Below are 15,006 nucleotides of genomic sequence, written 5' to 3' on the forward strand. Positions count from 1 at the left end.
GAAATAAGGCAATAAAAAAGGCGCACATTGTGCGCCTTTGGAAAGAATTATTAACTGAGATGCTTGCTTATAAGTTTGAGTGCATTCGCCGGGGTAATTCCGTGAAGTTCACGGAGAATGTCCACTTTGCCATGCTCCACAAACTTATCTGGCCAACCTATACGCTCCACTTTAGTGGTAATGTCAGCGTCAGCTAAAAGCTCAATGATACTGGCACCAAAGCCGTTCGGTAGTACGTGATCTTCGAAGGTGCATACCACTTTACACTTAGCGGCTTGCTGAGTGATTAGATTAGCGTCGAGTGGCTTAATCCAGCGTGGATTAATTAGAGTTACAGAGTAGCCTTGGGCTTCAAGTTCACCTTTTACTTCAGTCGCCATTTCGAAAAGGTGCCCGAGGCCAATGAGGCACACATCTGAACCTTCTTGTACGAGCTCTGCTTCGCCTATAGTGAGAAGTTGTGGCTCGGCCTTTGATTTTGCTCCAACTCCAGCACCACGTGGGTAGCGGATAGCGATTGGTCCTTGGTCGTAGTTAGCCATTGTCCAGAGCATGTCGACGAACTCTTCTTCATCTTTTGGCTGCATATGCACGATGTCGGGGACGACGCGTAAATAACCAATGTCAAAGAGACCGTGATGTGTAGGGCCATCGTCACCAGAGAGGCCAGCGCGGTCCATACATAGTCTGACAGGAAGACTCTGGAGTGCCATGTCATGAATGATCATGTCATAGGCGCGCTGCATGAATGTCGAGTAAATGGTTAGGAAGGGGCGGAAGCCTTCACAGGCTTGACCACACGCGAAAAGAGCGGCGTGCTCCTCTGCAATCCCGACATCGAAATAGCGTTCATTCACTTCATTTTTAAAGATGTCGAGCTTGGTACCGCCAGGCATAGCTGCGGTGATTGCTGTTATCTTTTCATCTTTTTTTGCAAACTCAGTGAGCGTGCGACCAAATATTTCAGAAAAGGTAGGTAAGTCAGCTGCTGCTGTAGATCCATCCTCTACTTTATAGGCGCCAAGTCCGTGGAATTTTCCAGGATTGCTGAGAGCTGGCTTATAGCCTCGCCCTTTTTCAGTGATAATGTGTAGGACTACAGGCTCTTCTTGTGCTTTTAAGTACTCGAAAGTATCAATGAGGGTGCCGACATTGTGCCCATCGATGGGGCCGAAGTAACGAAGACCAAATTTTTCGAAGAGTACGCTTGGTGCTAGGAGATTCTTAGCACCTTGCTCAAGCTTGTGGGCGAGCTTTCGTGCGCTCATGCCGCCAATCTTCTCTAGGATGTCCGCAGTTTTGTTACGAACAGAAGAATAGGTAGAGCTTGTCTGCAGGCTGTTAAAGTGACGCGCCAGAGCTCCAACGTTTTTATCGATGGACCATTCATTGTCATTAAGGACAATAATGAATTTTTTGGCTGCATCGGAAATATTGTTTAGAGCTTCAAGCGTAGTGCCGCAAGTGAACGCCGCATCGCCAGCAACTGCGATAACATCATTATTCTTGCCTGCGAGGTCGCGAGCCGATGCCATTCCAAGAGCAGAGGATACAGCAGTTCCTGCGTGACCGGCACCATAGCAATCGTGTTCAGATTCGGTGCGTAACAAAAAGCCGTTCAGGCCTTCGTAGGTGCGGATTGTATGGATTTCCTTTGCTCTCCCAGTCAGCATTTTGTGGACGTACCCTTGGTGGGATACATCAAATGTAAACTTATCAGTCGGTGAATCGAAAACGTAGTGTAGTGCGATGCTTAGTTCCACAACACCTAGATTTGGGCCTAAGTGACCACCAGTGACAGAAAGACGCGAAATGAGGACGTCACGAATCTCCTGAGCCAACTCAGGAAGATCTGCTCGATGCAGCTTCTTAAGATCGCTTGGTTCGTTAATGGTGGAAAGGAGGCGCGGAAGCGGCTCTGGTGAGTTAGAAGAGTCTGATTTCATCGTCGTCTGAGGATGATGGGGTGCTGTTTGCTTTTTGTTGCGTAGGTGCAACGCTACCCTTGGTGCCACCTTTTTTGATAGTTTCAAGTCGCTTTTTAGCAACTGAAAGAGCTGATTCGCACTCCTCTAGTAACTTTGCTCCGCGCTCATAGTGATTAATCAGCTCTTCGAGAGGGAGTTGGTCTGATTCCATTTGTTCAACTATGGAATCGAGTTCCTCCATAGATGCTTCAAAGTTGAGTGTTTTTTTAGGCATGAGATTTGTTAAGTTGATCGCTGAGTGAGAATTATAAACCTGAATTCCTCTTGTAGTAGATACTTGGCTCAAGAAGGCCAGAAAGATAGAGTCTAGCGGGGTAACGACCGCTTTGTGGGTTGATCAACTCATTAATGCTTTTGTTGTTTCGGTAGAGGTATTCATCGGAGCCTGCGAAAAAGTTCATCCAAACCGAGTAGGATAGGGGGGTGAGGTCTCTTTGATGAATCCATGTGCTACGAATGTCTTGGCCTCGGCAACTCATGCTTGAAGCATGAATCCCAGCAATAGGGTTGGAGAAACTAGCGATTTCTTCTACTTTTTCAAGGTTGTCATAGTTTGAAGGAGTCCATATGGCATGGCGGTCAGCATACCAAGCAACTGCCCACGGCTGATCGGACACAATGATGTCTGTCTCCGAAGAGTTTTCTGCGAGTATTTTGTTTAAGCTGAATGCGTGAACTCCAGCAACGGATGAATTCCGGATGGCAGAATTATCAAGATTCTTAACTGTGAGTATCATTGGTGCTGCAGTGACTAAAATGATGATTACGAAGTGCAGATTGCCCAATAGGCCGGGTTGTTGGCTTAGCTCGCAGCGCGACCAAATGATACTCATCATTGCTACAGCGTAGGCCATCATGAGTGGCGCAAAAAGAATGTGTAGCTGATTTGCGTCAATGGCATTGCTTCGAAGCCCGTAGAGGGCCATTCCGATAGCTGCAAACACCCACATAATAAGGATATTCCAACGGAATATAGAGATGCTGGAGCGCTTGAAGGGGTGGAGTAGTGAGATGAAGAACGCTGGAGCAATAATCAATCCACCTAAGTAGTTATGAATGTTAGATGCTTGGAGGAGTGCTGCATTCGCTGTTGTGCCTAGAAGTCCTTTTACGTTGAACCCTGGTGTTTCCATCTGCCGGAGGACGGCTTCAGATCCGTGGATGGCATGAAATGCAGTACCCAGTACTTGTCCTGTATGGTTGTAATAAAAAATTAATGGTCCGCAGATGAATAGGAGAATGATTGCCACTAAAGCGACGGCAATGACGCCTCTAGGTCTAAAATAGAAAGTGGCAAAGATGAAGTAGCCGATGAAGATCCAAAGGGTCATCCAGTGTGTTAGGGCTAACAGTCCAAAGAAAAAGCCAGACAGTAGTGCGGGAACGATCGGTGAGCGCTCCGCTTCTTGCGCCTCAACAGCTCTCCAAGAGAGGTACATGGCTGTTGAGAATAGCGTGAGCATGAGCATCTGCGGCAGGCCAGTGTGGGTGATTTGCCACATATACTCCGAAAAGAGCATGAGAATAGCTACGACAGAGGCTATCTTTTTGTCAAAAATTCGACTGATGAGTAAGTAATTGATACCAATCGAAATTACAAAAAATATAGCGCAAGTCATTGCAATAACTTGGTCTAGGAAATAGAAGTGGTCGTCAGCCTGCATAAGGAAATTGCCGGGATCATCGCCTCCCACCATTTTTAGAATCCCTGCATAGACGAGAATGTTAAGTGGCGAATGATAGGTCTCGAACATGTGCTCGATATTTACCTCTTTATCATTATCGATTAGCTGTTGGATCGCTAGAGGTCGGACGAACTGAGTGGTGAGGCCATTGCCTTTGGCTACCTCTCTAGCCGACTGCGCCTGGTCGATGCCGGTGGGATGGGTAAGACCTTTAAAGTTGAATGTGGTGTTGAGGAGGAAAACCCCTATCAACAAAACTGCGAAAATGGAGCGCCTAAAAAAGCTTCCTGAATCAAAATTATTGGATGATATCATTAGAGAATGGTATTAGAGACTTAGGTCTTTGAGTTTTCTTTGGAGGGTGCGACGGCTAATGCCGAGTATGTCGGCAGCTGCAGTCCGATTGTTCTTAGTATGTGATAACGCTCGCCTAATCGTCACACTTTCCAGTGCATGCAAGTTGAATTCTTGAGGGGGTGCAAGGGTGTTTTCTCGGCTAGTGTTAATTTCATCCTCACTTAATTCTGGGCTTAGACCTTCGAGCTGTAATAAAGAGGCGCCAGATTGGACGTTGAGTGGTAGTTGGTTTGCTTCGATTTCAGATCCATTACACATGACGACGCCGTGCTCTATCGCTGTTCGCAGCTCTCGCACGTTACCCGGCCAGTTGTAGTTCTGCATGTGCTGTAATGCTGAATCTGAAAATGATGTGATGTTCTTATCATTTTCCTTGGAGAACTCTTTGAGGAACGCGTTAGCTAGAAGGATGATGTCTTCTTTTCTATTTCGCAGGGGAGGGAGGGTAACTTTTACCACGTTTAATCTAAAGAAGAGATCTTCACGGAAATCTCCCTTGGCGACCATCTTGGCTAAGTTTTTGTTGGTCGCAGTGATCACCCGAACGTCAATTTTTATGGGAGTGTTGGAGCCGACTCGTTCTATCGTTTTTTCAGATAAGACGCGGAGAAGTTTGACCTGGGTAGCTTGATCGATTTCTCCAATTTCATCGAGGAAGAGAGTTCCTCCACTTGCTTGTTCAAATCGACCGATCCTACGTTGGGAGGCTCCTGTGAACGCCCCTTTTTCATGACCGAATAATTCACTTTCTAATAATTGTGGTGAGAGCGCGGCGCAGTTTACGGTAATGATTTTCTCCTTCGGTCGTCCACTTAGGTTATGGATCGCTTCCGCGACTAGCTCTTTACCTGTTCCAGATTCACCTTCGATGAGAACGGTGGCTTTCGTCGGTGCGATTTGGGTGATCATGCTATGGATCTGAGCCATAGAACTTGATTGACCAATTAAACGGTCAAGGCCATGCGCTTGCTTCCCGACTTTTTGCCGGAGTTCTTGATTTTCGCTTTCTAGCTTTTTATTGTTAAGCTCGAGTGACTTACTCGTTAGTGCGCGCTTAATAAGTAATTCCACCTCATCTAGGTTCAGTGGCTTAGTTACGAAATGCCACGCTCCACGCCGCATCGCCTCTACAGCGGTGTCGACGGAGCCATAGGCTGTCATCATGATCGCAATAGGGGGCGACTTTAACTTGAGAATTTCATCAAGCAAATCCATCCCGCTATCACCACCCATGCGAAGATCGGTGAGCACTAGATCGACTTTCTCGGAAGTCAAAATATTCATCGCTTCGCGGATGTCTGATGCAACATAGCAATCAAATGAGTCCTCTAGCGCCATGCGCAGCCCGTCGCGCGTGGATTTTTCGTCATCAACAATGAGAATAGTAGCGTCCATATTAGCTTTCGATTTCTATAGTAGGGGATGCAGCGGGTAGTAGCTTGAGTTGCTTTTCGTGACGAGGAAAGTGAATAGTCACCGTGGTTCCTTCGCCAACTTCACTTTGGACTTCTAGCTCTCCACCGTGTTCACGAATGATTCGTCTGACCACAATCAGCCCGAGACCAGTCCCTGATTTTTTCGTTGTGCGATATGGTTCATAGAGTGCGCCCATATCTTCTGGGGAAATTCCTGTGCCGTTATCGCGGATGCTGAGGGTAACCTCAAACTCATTCGCTTCAGTATGAATAAATAGCGTTCCACCAGAAGCTGGTAATGACTGAGCTGCATTTCTAATCAGATTGTAGAGTGCCTGTTGGATTTGCGTCGGGTCCAGATCGAGAAGGGGTGGGGTGGGAGCTAGCTCTAAAATGATCTTAGCATGTTTGCTCTCCAGCTCTGCTTCGAGCGTACCTAATGTGGTGGCTAAAATGTCGTGGAGCTGAACTTTGTTTCTTTCCGGGACTGTTGGCCTGACCGCGTGGAGGAATTGCTTTAATATGGAGTCTAACCTTTTTATTTCACCTTGGGCTGTGTTGAGGAGATCACCTAGATCAGCTTGGTGTTCTTCTGGTAGCTTGCGCAATTTGCGCTGCATTAATTGAAGGTGAATATCGAGGGAATTGAGTGGATTACCAATCTCGTGAGCGACTCCTGCGGCAAGTAATGTGAGGGCATTGAGCTTCTCGCTTTCGAGCATTTCCTCAGCTTCCTTTTTTGACTTAGTGATGTCACGTACTAGCATGACGTAGCCTAAATGTTCATCATTTTTAGCAATATAACCACTTAAAGGAGATATGTAAAAATTAAGCATAAGGTGTTCAGGGTAAAATACCTCCATATCCCTATTTGTGGTGCTCTCCGGTTTAGCGACGGCACTCCAGTCGAAACCGCGGATAGCTGAATTGATGTGCTGGCCTAACGCTTGTTGACCAATCCCAAACATCTCTTGAACCGCTCTGTTGGCGAATGTGATCACACCCTCGGGTGAGAGAATGAGGACACCCTCACGCAATGCTTCGAAAACATTTTCAAGGAAGCCTTTTTCCCTAACGAGCCTACTTATGAGGTTCTGGACTTCACTGGGTGAAAATCGATCAAGTCGTTTGATGAGCTTGTCTAGGAAGCCGTCTTTCATGTAAGGTCAGCTGTAATGGAGGTTATCATAGTTTATTGCACTTTCCCCACAAAGGGTGATGCGCGTCAGATTGGCACACAGCTGGTAGAAAAGCAACTCGTTGCATGTGTGAATCTGCTTCCCGGTGTGGAATCGATCTATCAATGGGAGGGGAAAGTTCACCACGAGGGGGAGTGCTTACTGATCATGAAAACCTCCCAAAGCCGCTATGTGCAACTAGAAAAGGCGCTACTAGAGTTACACCCCTATGACACCCCGGAAATTATCTGCACCGCAGTAACAGGAGGGTCTGAGGGGTATCTTAACTGGGTTCGAGATCAGACAGAAGGGTACCATTAGTAAAGGGTGCGCCTCGGTTCATCCGGGGTATCAGTTTGCTGGGGTGTGGTCCTCTCATGCATAATCTCGAAATCACCTTCTTCACAGCAGCGAACAAATCCCTCTGCATAACCTTTAAGTTGATCCCAGACTTGGCGAATCTCCTTCGCTTCATCGCTTGTGATGGTGTTGTCCAAGGCTGCTGTAGAGATTCTGGTCAGTAGGTGAGAGAATTGGCTCACAATCGCATTGGTAGCGGGGAGGTACTGGAAGCCTTTTCGGCAATGGCTATCAGGATTGCGGACGAAGTATCCTCCACAGCGTTCCGTCAAATGCTCGATAATCCCTTGATGCTGGGTCAATTCGTAAATATTAACAATCCGATCAATTGGGTTCCGGCTGCCCGAGCCCAAATCAGACTGCTCTTGAGACCATTTATAAACAAGGGATAATGAGACGCCTAGCTCTGACGCAACGACTTTAGGTGAAGTTTCTTTAAATGCATTTCGCAAGATTTCGTGGGATTCCATAAGAGTTAATTAGGTTTAGGAGCCACAAATATCAAGATCGTACTTTTTGTTAGTAGAGGGTGGACGTGATAGTGAGCATGTGTGATGCTGATTCATCACTCTATGAAGACTCTCCAAGTAGCAGCAGGTAGCGTTAATCAGACCCCCCTCGACTGGGAGGGAAACCTTTCTCGTATTCTTGAAGTTATTGCTCAGGCAAGAGCTCAGGATGTTCAGATGCTTTGTTTACCTGAACTATGCACCACTGGATACGGCTGTGAAGATGCTTTCATGATGCCTAATACTGTTGAGCGCGCAGAGTGGATGTTAGGTGAAATAGCCAAACATTCACAAGGAATGATTCTCAGTGTGGGACTCCCTTGGCGGCATCACCACGCGTTATTTAATGTGGCAGCGGTAATGGTAGATGGTGAGCTGGTCGGGCTGGTTGGTAAACAGCACCTCGCTGGTGATGGACTTCATTATGAGCCGCGTTGGTTCTGCGCCTGGCCTCAGGGTCAAGTGAGTACTACTACCTGCTTAGGGAAAGAGATTCCACTTGGGGATCTCATGTTTGATGTTGGTGGTGTGCGGTTTGGTTTTGAAATTTGTGAGGATGCGTGGTCAGCGACACGCCCAGGGTCGACCCTCGCCGCTTACGGTCTTGATTTTATTTTCAACCCCAGCGCTAGCCATTTTGCCTTCGGTAAGCAAAAGCTCCGTGAACGTTTCATTAATGAAGGGGCGAGAGCCTGTGGCTGTGCCTACCTTTATGCGAACCTTCTCGGGAATGAATCTGGTCGGGTCGTGTTCGATGGGGGGCCGCTTATCTCTAACTACGGTGACCTTGTCGCTAGTGGTAGGAGGTTTAGTTTTAAAGATGTTTTGCTGTCGACCGCTCTGGTGGATGTTGAGCTCAATCGCTCGAGAGTGGCTGCCACAGCTAGTCGCAGAGTTGAGGTAGCGAAGCACCCCGGTCTGGTACAGATCGATTGGTCTATTCAGTTCAGCGGCGAGGCTCCTAGTGGAATTGCGCAGCATTGTGAATTTTCAAAGGAAGAGGAATTTACGCATTCCGTTGGCCTTGCTTTATTTGATTACATGCGAAAAAGCTATTCAAGTGGCTTCGTGGTCTCTCTGAGTGGGGGGGCTGATTCATCTGCTGTGAGTTGCCTTGTTGCTATTGGGATGAAGCTTGCGATCGGAGAACTCGGTGAAGAGGGCGTGCGTGAGCGTCTTGGGTATATCGATTTACCTGATGACTCTTCCGAGTGGATGAAGGTGATTCTCGCCTGTGTTTACCAAGCTTCTGATAATAGTGGTGATGCTACTGAGGAGAGCGCGCGCGAGCTCGCAACTTCGCTCGGGGCTGAATATCAATCGTGGTCGATTACTTCTCTAGTGGATGGTTACACATCCATGGTGAGTGAAGGTTTGGGTCGAGAGTTGAGTTGGGCCACTGATGACATCCCGCTGCAAAACATTCAGGCGCGTGTGCGCGCACCTGGGATATGGATGCTTGCCAATATCCGGAATGCACTTTTATTGGCGACGAGTAATCGCTCTGAGGCAGCAGTAGGTTACGCGACAATGGATGGTGATACCTCCGGCGGCTTAAGTCCCGTGGGAGGTATTGATAAAGCATTTCTTAGGAAGTGGCTCGTTTGGTTAGAGACGGTGAGCTCACCTGCGGTTGGGGTATTTCCTGCTCTAAGTTATGTTAATAGCTTGCAGCCAACAGCAGAGCTCAGGCCGACAGATTGTGGTCAAACTGATGAATCAGATCTCATGCCGTACCCGGTGTTGGATGCAATTGAGCGAGCAGCTATTCGCGACAAGCGCGCCCCTAAGGATGTGCTAGTCCTGCTGGATGATGAGTTCGGTGAGTCCTATGATCACTCACAGTTGCGGTCGTGGGTAATCAAATTTTTCAAGCTATGGTGCCGCAATCAATGGAAGCGAGAGCGCTATGCGCCATCGTTTCATGTAGACGATAAAAATCTAGACCCTAAGACGTGGTGCAGATTCCCTATCTTGTCCGGTGGTTTCACTGCTGAGCTTAGAGAGCTCGAAGGACTTTAGAAGCGACGTAGCTCGGTATTCTTGAGGAATTTCTCACTGCGCTCCGGATAATCGAGAGTGTAGTGGATTCCGCGTGATTCTTTTCTGCGAATAGCGCAATCCACAACGAGGGCAGCTACGGTCACGAGGTTTCTGAGTTCTAGAATATCCGAATTCACTTTGAAGCCCCAATAAAACTCGCGGACTTCTTTGCGTAGATTGCGTAGCCTGTGTGCAGCTCGTAGGAGGCGGTTGTCCGTTCTAACGATCGAGACGTAATTCCACATTAATCGACGTATTTCATCCCAATTGTGAGAAATGAGTACTTGTTCATCGATACGAGTAGCATCTCCAGTGTGCCACTCCGGGATCTTAGGTGAAAGAGGTGAGGGACTGGATGGTGGGTAGCTCTTCATCATTGCGTCCAGTGCTCTACGAGCGACAACATTCCCTTCTAATAATGAATTAGAGGCGAGTCGATTTGCGCCATGTAATCCTGTGCACGCCACTTCTCCCACGGCGAATAATCCACGGATAGTGGTTCTCCCATTCGAATCAGTGTTTACGCCGCCGCATTGGTAGTGTGCAGCAGGGACAACTGGGATGGGCTCTTTTTCGCAATCAAGCCCGAAGTTTAAGAGCGTTTTGTAAATATTAGGGAAGCGCTCCTTCATGAATCCTTTCGGTTTGTGGGTTACATCGAGATAGACGCAGCTAGCACCCGTTTTTTTGATTTCATGGTCAATTGCCCGTGCGACAATGTCACGCGGGGCAAGCGAGCCACGAAGGTCGTGCTCGAGAGTGAACTCTTCACCATTTTCGTTGATGAGTATACCTCCCTCGCCGCGAACAGCTTCAGAAACCAGGAATGAGCGGGCCTTTGCACCGCGAGCCGCTGGGTTGTAAAAGCAAGTCGGATGGAATTGCACGAACTCCATATTAGAGATAGTTGCGCCGGCTCTCCAAGCCATAGCAAGGCCGTCACCAGTAGAGCTATCTGGATTCGTTGTGTAGAGGTAGACTTTTCCACACCCACCAGTCGCTAAGACAATTCGATTCGAACGAAAAATATCAACTTCGCCAGTCTGCTCATCGAGCACGTAAGCTCCTAGGACGCGATCTTCTGTGACAACTCCCAGCTTACCAGTGGTGATGAGGTCGATAGCGAATCGGTGCTCAAGGAATGTGATGTTAGGATGCTCCTTAGCTCTTTCAATCAGAGCGGATGCTATAGCGTACCCAGTGGTGTCCTTGGAGTGTAGAACGCGACGCTTGGAGTGACCACCTTCATTGCCTAATGCGAAGCGGGTGTCGTCGCTCGGGTCTTTATCAAATGCGACCCCTAGGCTCACGAGTTCCTCAATAGTTTCTTCGCCTTCTTCAATGATCGCCCGGACGACATCTTCATTACAGAGTCCAGCCCCTGCATCTAGAGTGTCCGCGACATGCGTTTCACAGTTGTCCCCGGCACTGTGGAGCGGGGGATCGAGCACCGCTGAAATACCTCCCTGAGCCCAAGCTGTATTGGAATCAATGGCATTACCTTTCGTAAGGACGATTACTGAGCCATGTTTAGCGGCTCGAAGCGCAAAGGATAGGCCGGCTATGCCTGAGCCAATTACAAGAAAGTCGGATTCCATAATAAAAAAGAGGTGCGCTAATTGTTCGGGCTGAGCTCAATATTGTCAATGAGTCTAACGTCTCCGAAAAACGCTGCGATAGCGATTACTGATTTCTGCGAAGCTGAGGACACTGGTTGCAGTGTGGCTGCATCAATGCACTCTAAGTAGTCAATTTTCGCAAGTGGGGCATCCTTGGTAAGTTGCTCACGGATGCCATTTAGTAAGGCGCCAGTGCTGTGCTCACCACTCTCTAGTAAGGTGTTAGCCGCATTCAGAGATTGATTGATTACAGGAGCTTGAATTCTAGCTTCTTCGGTAAGCCTCACGTTCCTGGAGGAAAAGGCGAGCCCGTCATCTTCTCGGACAGTTTCTACCCCGTGAATGACGGTCTGGAAGTTGAGATCACGCACCATGCGATTTAGAATTGCGAGTTGCTGGTAATCTTTTTTGCCAAATACAGCATCGATAGGTGCGAAAATATTAAACAGCTTAGCTACGACTGTGCAGACTCCGTCGAAATGGCCGGGTCGTGTTGCGCCGCAAAGCTGTGAAGAAAGAGAGCTTTCGATGATGGTAACGGAGCGATTTCCCGCATAGAGGCTATCGACCGATGGAGTAAAAAGTAGATCGACGCCTTCTTGTTCACAAAGAGCTCTATCCTCCGTTAGAGTGTTCGGGTAGTTTTCAAGATCGCTAGCATTGTTAAACTGAATTGGATTAACAAAGATAGAGACCGCTACGCAGCCGTTGGGGCCAGCGATATCCCTAGCTTTTCGAATGAGAGCTACGTGTCCTCGATGGAGGGCTCCCATAGTGGGTACGAGAACGGGGGCGAAGGGGAACTTTTTCTTAGCTAACAGAAGCTCTGTTACTGTGTTTGCAATTTCCATAATGCTAGTGGCTGGAAGGTGGGGGTAGATTGAGTAAGAATAAAGTAAAAAAGATTAGGGATGATCGTTGACGCGGCAGGGAAAGGCGTGCACATTTTCGCCAGTCTTTGAACATACTATCCGTTTGATATGAAAAACATTCTAAAATATTTCCTAGTTGTCGCAACCGCTACGATTGGTCTCACCACTGCAAATGCAGAAGATCTTAAAATCGCATCAGTCAATGTGCAAAAACTCTTCAATGAATACCACATGACCAAAAAGGTTCAGGCTCAGGTGAAGGTAGATCAAGAGCGCATTCAGAAAGATAACGCGAGCCGTCTCGAGCACATCCGCGGTCTTCAAACTGAAATCGAAAAGCTCAGCAAGCAGCGCGGTGACGCTACTATCAGCGATAAGAAGCGTCTCGAACTAGAGCGTGAAATTAAGCTTAAGGTTTCTGAAGGTAATGCAGCAGATAATGAGCGCCGCCAGTGGCTTCAGCGTCAGAACAAAGCTCTCGGCGAGCAGGTTTCTGAAGAGCAGCGTGCGATCATTGAGAAAATTCAAGAAAAGGTTGCAGGTTATGCACGTGAGCAAGACCTTGACCTTGTGATCGACAAATCAGCACTCAGCGCATCGCGTACTGAAGTATTTGCTTTCACTAAGGATAAGTTCGATATCACTCCAGTGCTTCTTAAGGACTTGAATGCGGACGCTCCAGCGGAAGAGCAAGCAGCTCCAGCTAGCGAATAATACTGCTTTAATCATAATTTACAAAGCGCCCCCTTGGAGACGAGGTGGGCGCTTTGTTGTTTAATGACTGATATAGTTCTTTCCAATCCCTGAGCTTCTAGCTAAACATAAGACTAATGCAATTCTTGCAAGAACATTGGCGAGACGGAGTGGAAATTCTAATTCTATGGATTGGAGTATATCAGCTTTATCGGACCTTCCGCGCTACGCGAGGAGCCTCAATTCTCGTGGGTATAGTGATGATTCTTGCGATTGTCACCTCACTGGCATTTTTGTTTCAGTTGAAGGTGATTGCTTGGATTCTAACACGCGCGGGCCTGTTTGGGGTCTTTGCCTTAGTGATTATTTTCCAACCGGAACTGCGCAGTGCTCTAGCTAAGTTAGGCAGTAGTAAGTTTTTCTCTTTTTCAAAAAATAAGCGCCTTGAGTTCACTGGTGTGTTAGCTGACTCAGCTATTCAACTTTCTAAGCATCGTATAGGTGCGCTTTTCGCACTCGAACGCGAGATTAGTCTGCGCGACCACTTGGAGACAGGTGTGCCGCTAGATGCAGAGTTTTCTCCAGAACTCGCACAAAGTATTTTTTACCCAAAGGCTGCTCTACACGATGGCGGGATGATCCTCGCACAAGATAGGGTAGCTGGAGCGGGTTGCGTTTTTCCAGTGAGTCAGCGAGAAATGAGCGATCGCACACTAGGTTTACGACATAGGGCTGCAATCGGTCTCACAGAAGAAACTGATGCTGTTTGTATCGTGGTGAGCGAAGAGACTGGTTCTATTTCTATTGCAGAAAATGGCGAGCTCACACGCAATCTTACAGATACTGAATTCCGCGAGATGCTGGAAAAGATCTTCTTGCCGGAACAACAGAAAGAAAACGATGATGCTGAAGAAACATTGGATAGCAAAGATAACCGCATTGATTCTAGCGATCGTGATTTGGTTTCTGATTAGTGGAGAAATTGAAAGTTTTAGCTTTCAGAATAGGGAAGAGGCTGAAGGACTCAGTCTCCCTGAGTAGGGCGAATAGTTGTGAGCTAGGCTTGCAAGTAGTTGGATTTTGCTACAGTTCAGATGGATCAAGACCATGAGCAAAGGACTATTCATTACAGGCACAGATACTGATTGCGGTAAAACGTATGTAACCTCTCTGATTATTCGAGCACTACGCGCTGAGAGGGTAGACGCGATTGGTTATAAACCGATTTGCTGTGGTGACAGGAATGACGCCCTTGAGCTTGTCGACGCATCTGATGATGTAGTGACTGCTGACCAGATAAATCCGGTTTGGCTCAGGACTCCAGCAGCTCCGCATGTAGCGGCGATGTTTGAAAATCAAAAGATCGATACTGATGAGCTGGTCCAGATAAATAGACAACTTAAAGAGCAACATCAGGTAGTTATCACGGAGGGTGCAGGTGGCTTACTCGTTCCTATAGTTGGTAAGGAGTACACCATCGCTGAAATGGCAAAAGAAATAGGTGATCCTGTGATTTTGGTGGTTGGCAATAAACTAGGAGCACTCAATCACACGATGCTCACTGTAGAGGCTATGCGAGCACGTGGCGTCGAGCCCGCTGGTCTAGTCTTTAATAATTTAGTGGATGAGTTAGACACCGCGACCATCACTAACAAAGGGATCGCAGAAGAAATGTGCGGCGTTGAGGTGATCACGGATGTCATTCGAGGTCAACGTGATATTGAATCTTGGCCATTTCTTGAGCTTTTAGGTTTGTAAGCTCAGTTCATAGATTTAGTTTCGTTGTTATGATCGACATGTTAGTCAACCTCTACGAACTGCCGGACGCTTCTGAACTCTATCAGAAGTTAGATGGTCAGGGAATCATTCTGCGTAGAGCTAATGCCTATGAACGTCACATTGTGGCCGATTGGGTGGGTGAGCATTTTTCTCCAAAGTGGGTGAGTGAGGTGAAAGTAGCATTTAGTCGTCAGCCCATCACTTGTTACATAGCGACTCGCGATAAGCAGATTCTCGGGTTTGCCTGTATAGAAACTACTGCAAAAGGTTTTTATGGTCCCACGGGAGTTAGCGAGGAAGCTCGTGGTACTGGTATTGGTAAAGCTTTATTATTCCGCTGTATGGAGGCCCTCAAAGAGAGTGGTTATGTTTACGGAGTCATTGGCGGGGTCGGGCCTCGTGAGTTTTACGAGAAAACAATAGGTGCTACTGAGATTCCGAATAGTGATCCGGGTGTCTACCGTGACATTCTTCCAGGCTAAAAGCTCCACACAATATTTTTTGATAG

The 15,006-nt window shown here is 47.5% G+C and carries 14 protein-coding genes; 6 read left to right on the forward strand and 8 right to left on the reverse strand.

All coding sequences use genetic code 11. The annotated features are described in order from the left end of the window. Positions 1–50: 50 nt before the first annotated feature. Genes dxs through ACSHX2_RS10110 form a run of 5 tightly spaced genes read right to left on the reverse strand, consistent with a single transcriptional unit; the run spans position 51 to position 6,605 of the window. On the reverse strand, positions 51–1,946 hold the full coding sequence (dxs, locus tag ACSHX2_RS10090; RefSeq protein ID WP_435692820.1) for a 1-deoxy-D-xylulose-5-phosphate synthase: 1,896 nt from the start codon (positions 1,944–1,946) through the stop codon (positions 51–53). Continuing rightward, complete coding sequence (xseB, locus tag ACSHX2_RS10095; RefSeq protein ID WP_435692821.1) at positions 1,927–2,202, reverse strand: exodeoxyribonuclease VII small subunit; 276 nt, start codon at positions 2,200–2,202, stop codon at positions 1,927–1,929. Before xseB ends, dxs begins: the two co-directional genes overlap by 20 nt. 31 nt (positions 2,203–2,233) lie before the next feature. Next, complete coding sequence (locus ACSHX2_RS10100; RefSeq protein WP_435692822.1) at positions 2,234–3,988, reverse strand: hypothetical protein; 1,755 nt, start codon at positions 3,986–3,988, stop codon at positions 2,234–2,236. A gap of 12 nt (positions 3,989–4,000) precedes the next feature. Then, on the reverse strand, positions 4,001–5,425 hold the full coding sequence (locus ACSHX2_RS10105) for a sigma-54-dependent transcriptional regulator (protein WP_435692823.1): 1,425 nt from the start codon (positions 5,423–5,425) through the stop codon (positions 4,001–4,003). Between the two features lies 1 nt (position 5,426). Beyond that, positions 5,427–6,605, reverse strand: coding sequence for a two-component system sensor histidine kinase NtrB (locus ACSHX2_RS10110; RefSeq protein ID WP_435692824.1), 1,179 nt, complete (start codon positions 6,603–6,605; stop codon positions 5,427–5,429). Between the two features lie 15 nt (positions 6,606–6,620). On the opposite strand from ACSHX2_RS10110, the gene cutA reads away from it, so the two are divergent. Further along, positions 6,621–6,944, forward strand: a complete 324-nt coding sequence (gene cutA, locus ACSHX2_RS10115; protein ID WP_435692825.1) for a divalent-cation tolerance protein CutA — start codon at positions 6,621–6,623, stop codon at positions 6,942–6,944. Here cutA and ACSHX2_RS10120 read toward each other — a convergent pair. Further along, positions 6,941–7,453, reverse strand: coding sequence for a phage regulatory CII family protein (locus tag ACSHX2_RS10120; protein WP_435692826.1), 513 nt, complete (start codon positions 7,451–7,453; stop codon positions 6,941–6,943). The genes cutA and ACSHX2_RS10120 overlap by 4 nt on opposite strands. Positions 7,454–7,555: 102 nt before the next feature. Between ACSHX2_RS10120 and nadE the strand changes: the two genes are divergently transcribed. After that, complete coding sequence (gene nadE, locus ACSHX2_RS10125; RefSeq protein ID WP_435692827.1) at positions 7,556–9,514, forward strand: NAD(+) synthase; 1,959 nt, start codon at positions 7,556–7,558, stop codon at positions 9,512–9,514. Here the strand turns inward: nadE and nadB are convergent. Together nadB and panC are read right to left on the reverse strand one after the other, a co-directional pair. Beyond that, on the reverse strand, positions 9,511–11,133 hold the full coding sequence (gene nadB / locus ACSHX2_RS10130; protein ID WP_435692828.1) for an L-aspartate oxidase: 1,623 nt from the start codon (positions 11,131–11,133) through the stop codon (positions 9,511–9,513). The genes nadE and nadB overlap by 4 nt on opposite strands. Before the next feature lie 17 nt (positions 11,134–11,150). Beyond that, positions 11,151–12,005 (reverse strand): pantoate--beta-alanine ligase, encoded by an 855-nt coding sequence (gene panC / locus ACSHX2_RS10135; protein WP_435692829.1) that lies wholly within the window; start codon positions 12,003–12,005, stop codon positions 11,151–11,153. Between the two features lie 129 nt (positions 12,006–12,134). On the opposite strand from panC, the gene ACSHX2_RS10140 reads away from it, so the two are divergent. The 4 genes from ACSHX2_RS10140 (at position 12,135) to ACSHX2_RS10155 (ending at position 14,980) form a co-directional block, all read left to right on the forward strand. Continuing rightward, the gene (locus ACSHX2_RS10140; protein ID WP_435692830.1) at positions 12,135–12,740 is read left to right on the forward strand and encodes an OmpH family outer membrane protein; all 606 of its coding nucleotides are present in this window, start codon (positions 12,135–12,137) and stop codon (positions 12,738–12,740) included. A gap of 116 nt (positions 12,741–12,856) precedes the next feature. Then, positions 12,857–13,693 (forward strand): diadenylate cyclase CdaA, encoded by an 837-nt coding sequence (cdaA, locus tag ACSHX2_RS10145; protein WP_435692831.1) that lies wholly within the window; start codon positions 12,857–12,859, stop codon positions 13,691–13,693. A 133-nt stretch (positions 13,694–13,826) separates the two neighbouring features. Beyond that, complete coding sequence (gene bioD / locus ACSHX2_RS10150) at positions 13,827–14,477, forward strand: dethiobiotin synthase (RefSeq protein WP_435692832.1); 651 nt, start codon at positions 13,827–13,829, stop codon at positions 14,475–14,477. A gap of 29 nt (positions 14,478–14,506) precedes the next feature. Further along, positions 14,507–14,980, forward strand: a complete 474-nt coding sequence (locus ACSHX2_RS10155) for a GNAT family N-acetyltransferase (RefSeq protein WP_435692833.1) — start codon at positions 14,507–14,509, stop codon at positions 14,978–14,980. Positions 14,981–15,006: the final 26 nt, after the last annotated feature.

This window comes from Rubritalea sp., from assembly GCF_051252225.1.
Classification (GTDB): domain Bacteria; phylum Verrucomicrobiota; class Verrucomicrobiia; order Verrucomicrobiales; family Akkermansiaceae; genus Rubritalea.

Excerpts from the sequence above, each read along its gene's own strand:
- ACSHX2_RS10100 (WP_435692822.1), bottom strand. The coding sequence starts at position 3,988 with ATGATATCATCCAATAATTTTGATTCAGGAAGCTTTTTTAGGCGCTCC.
- ACSHX2_RS10140 (WP_435692830.1), top strand. The coding sequence starts at position 12,135 with ATGAAAAACATTCTAAAATATTTCCTAGTTGTCGCAACCGCTACGATT.
- cdaA (WP_435692831.1), top strand. The coding sequence starts at position 12,857 with ATGCAATTCTTGCAAGAACATTGGCGAGACGGAGTGGAAATTCTAATT.
- ACSHX2_RS10105 (WP_435692823.1), bottom strand. The coding sequence starts at position 5,425 with ATGGACGCTACTATTCTCATTGTTGATGACGAAAAATCCACGCGCGAC.
- nadE (WP_435692827.1), top strand. The coding sequence starts at position 7,556 with ATGAAGACTCTCCAAGTAGCAGCAGGTAGCGTTAATCAGACCCCCCTC.
- ACSHX2_RS10155 (WP_435692833.1), top strand. The coding sequence starts at position 14,507 with ATGATCGACATGTTAGTCAACCTCTACGAACTGCCGGACGCTTCTGAA.
- cutA (WP_435692825.1), top strand. The coding sequence starts at position 6,621 with ATGGAGGTTATCATAGTTTATTGCACTTTCCCCACAAAGGGTGATGCG.
- ACSHX2_RS10120 (WP_435692826.1), bottom strand. The coding sequence starts at position 7,453 with ATGGAATCCCACGAAATCTTGCGAAATGCATTTAAAGAAACTTCACCT.
- xseB (WP_435692821.1), bottom strand. The coding sequence starts at position 2,202 with ATGCCTAAAAAAACACTCAACTTTGAAGCATCTATGGAGGAACTCGAT.
- nadB (WP_435692828.1), bottom strand. The coding sequence starts at position 11,133 with ATGGAATCCGACTTTCTTGTAATTGGCTCAGGCATAGCCGGCCTATCC.
- dxs (WP_435692820.1), bottom strand. The coding sequence starts at position 1,946 with ATGAAATCAGACTCTTCTAACTCACCAGAGCCGCTTCCGCGCCTCCTT.
- ACSHX2_RS10110 (WP_435692824.1), bottom strand. The coding sequence starts at position 6,605 with ATGAAAGACGGCTTCCTAGACAAGCTCATCAAACGACTTGATCGATTT.
- panC (WP_435692829.1), bottom strand. The coding sequence starts at position 12,005 with ATGGAAATTGCAAACACAGTAACAGAGCTTCTGTTAGCTAAGAAAAAG.
- bioD (WP_435692832.1), top strand. The coding sequence starts at position 13,827 with ATGAGCAAAGGACTATTCATTACAGGCACAGATACTGATTGCGGTAAA.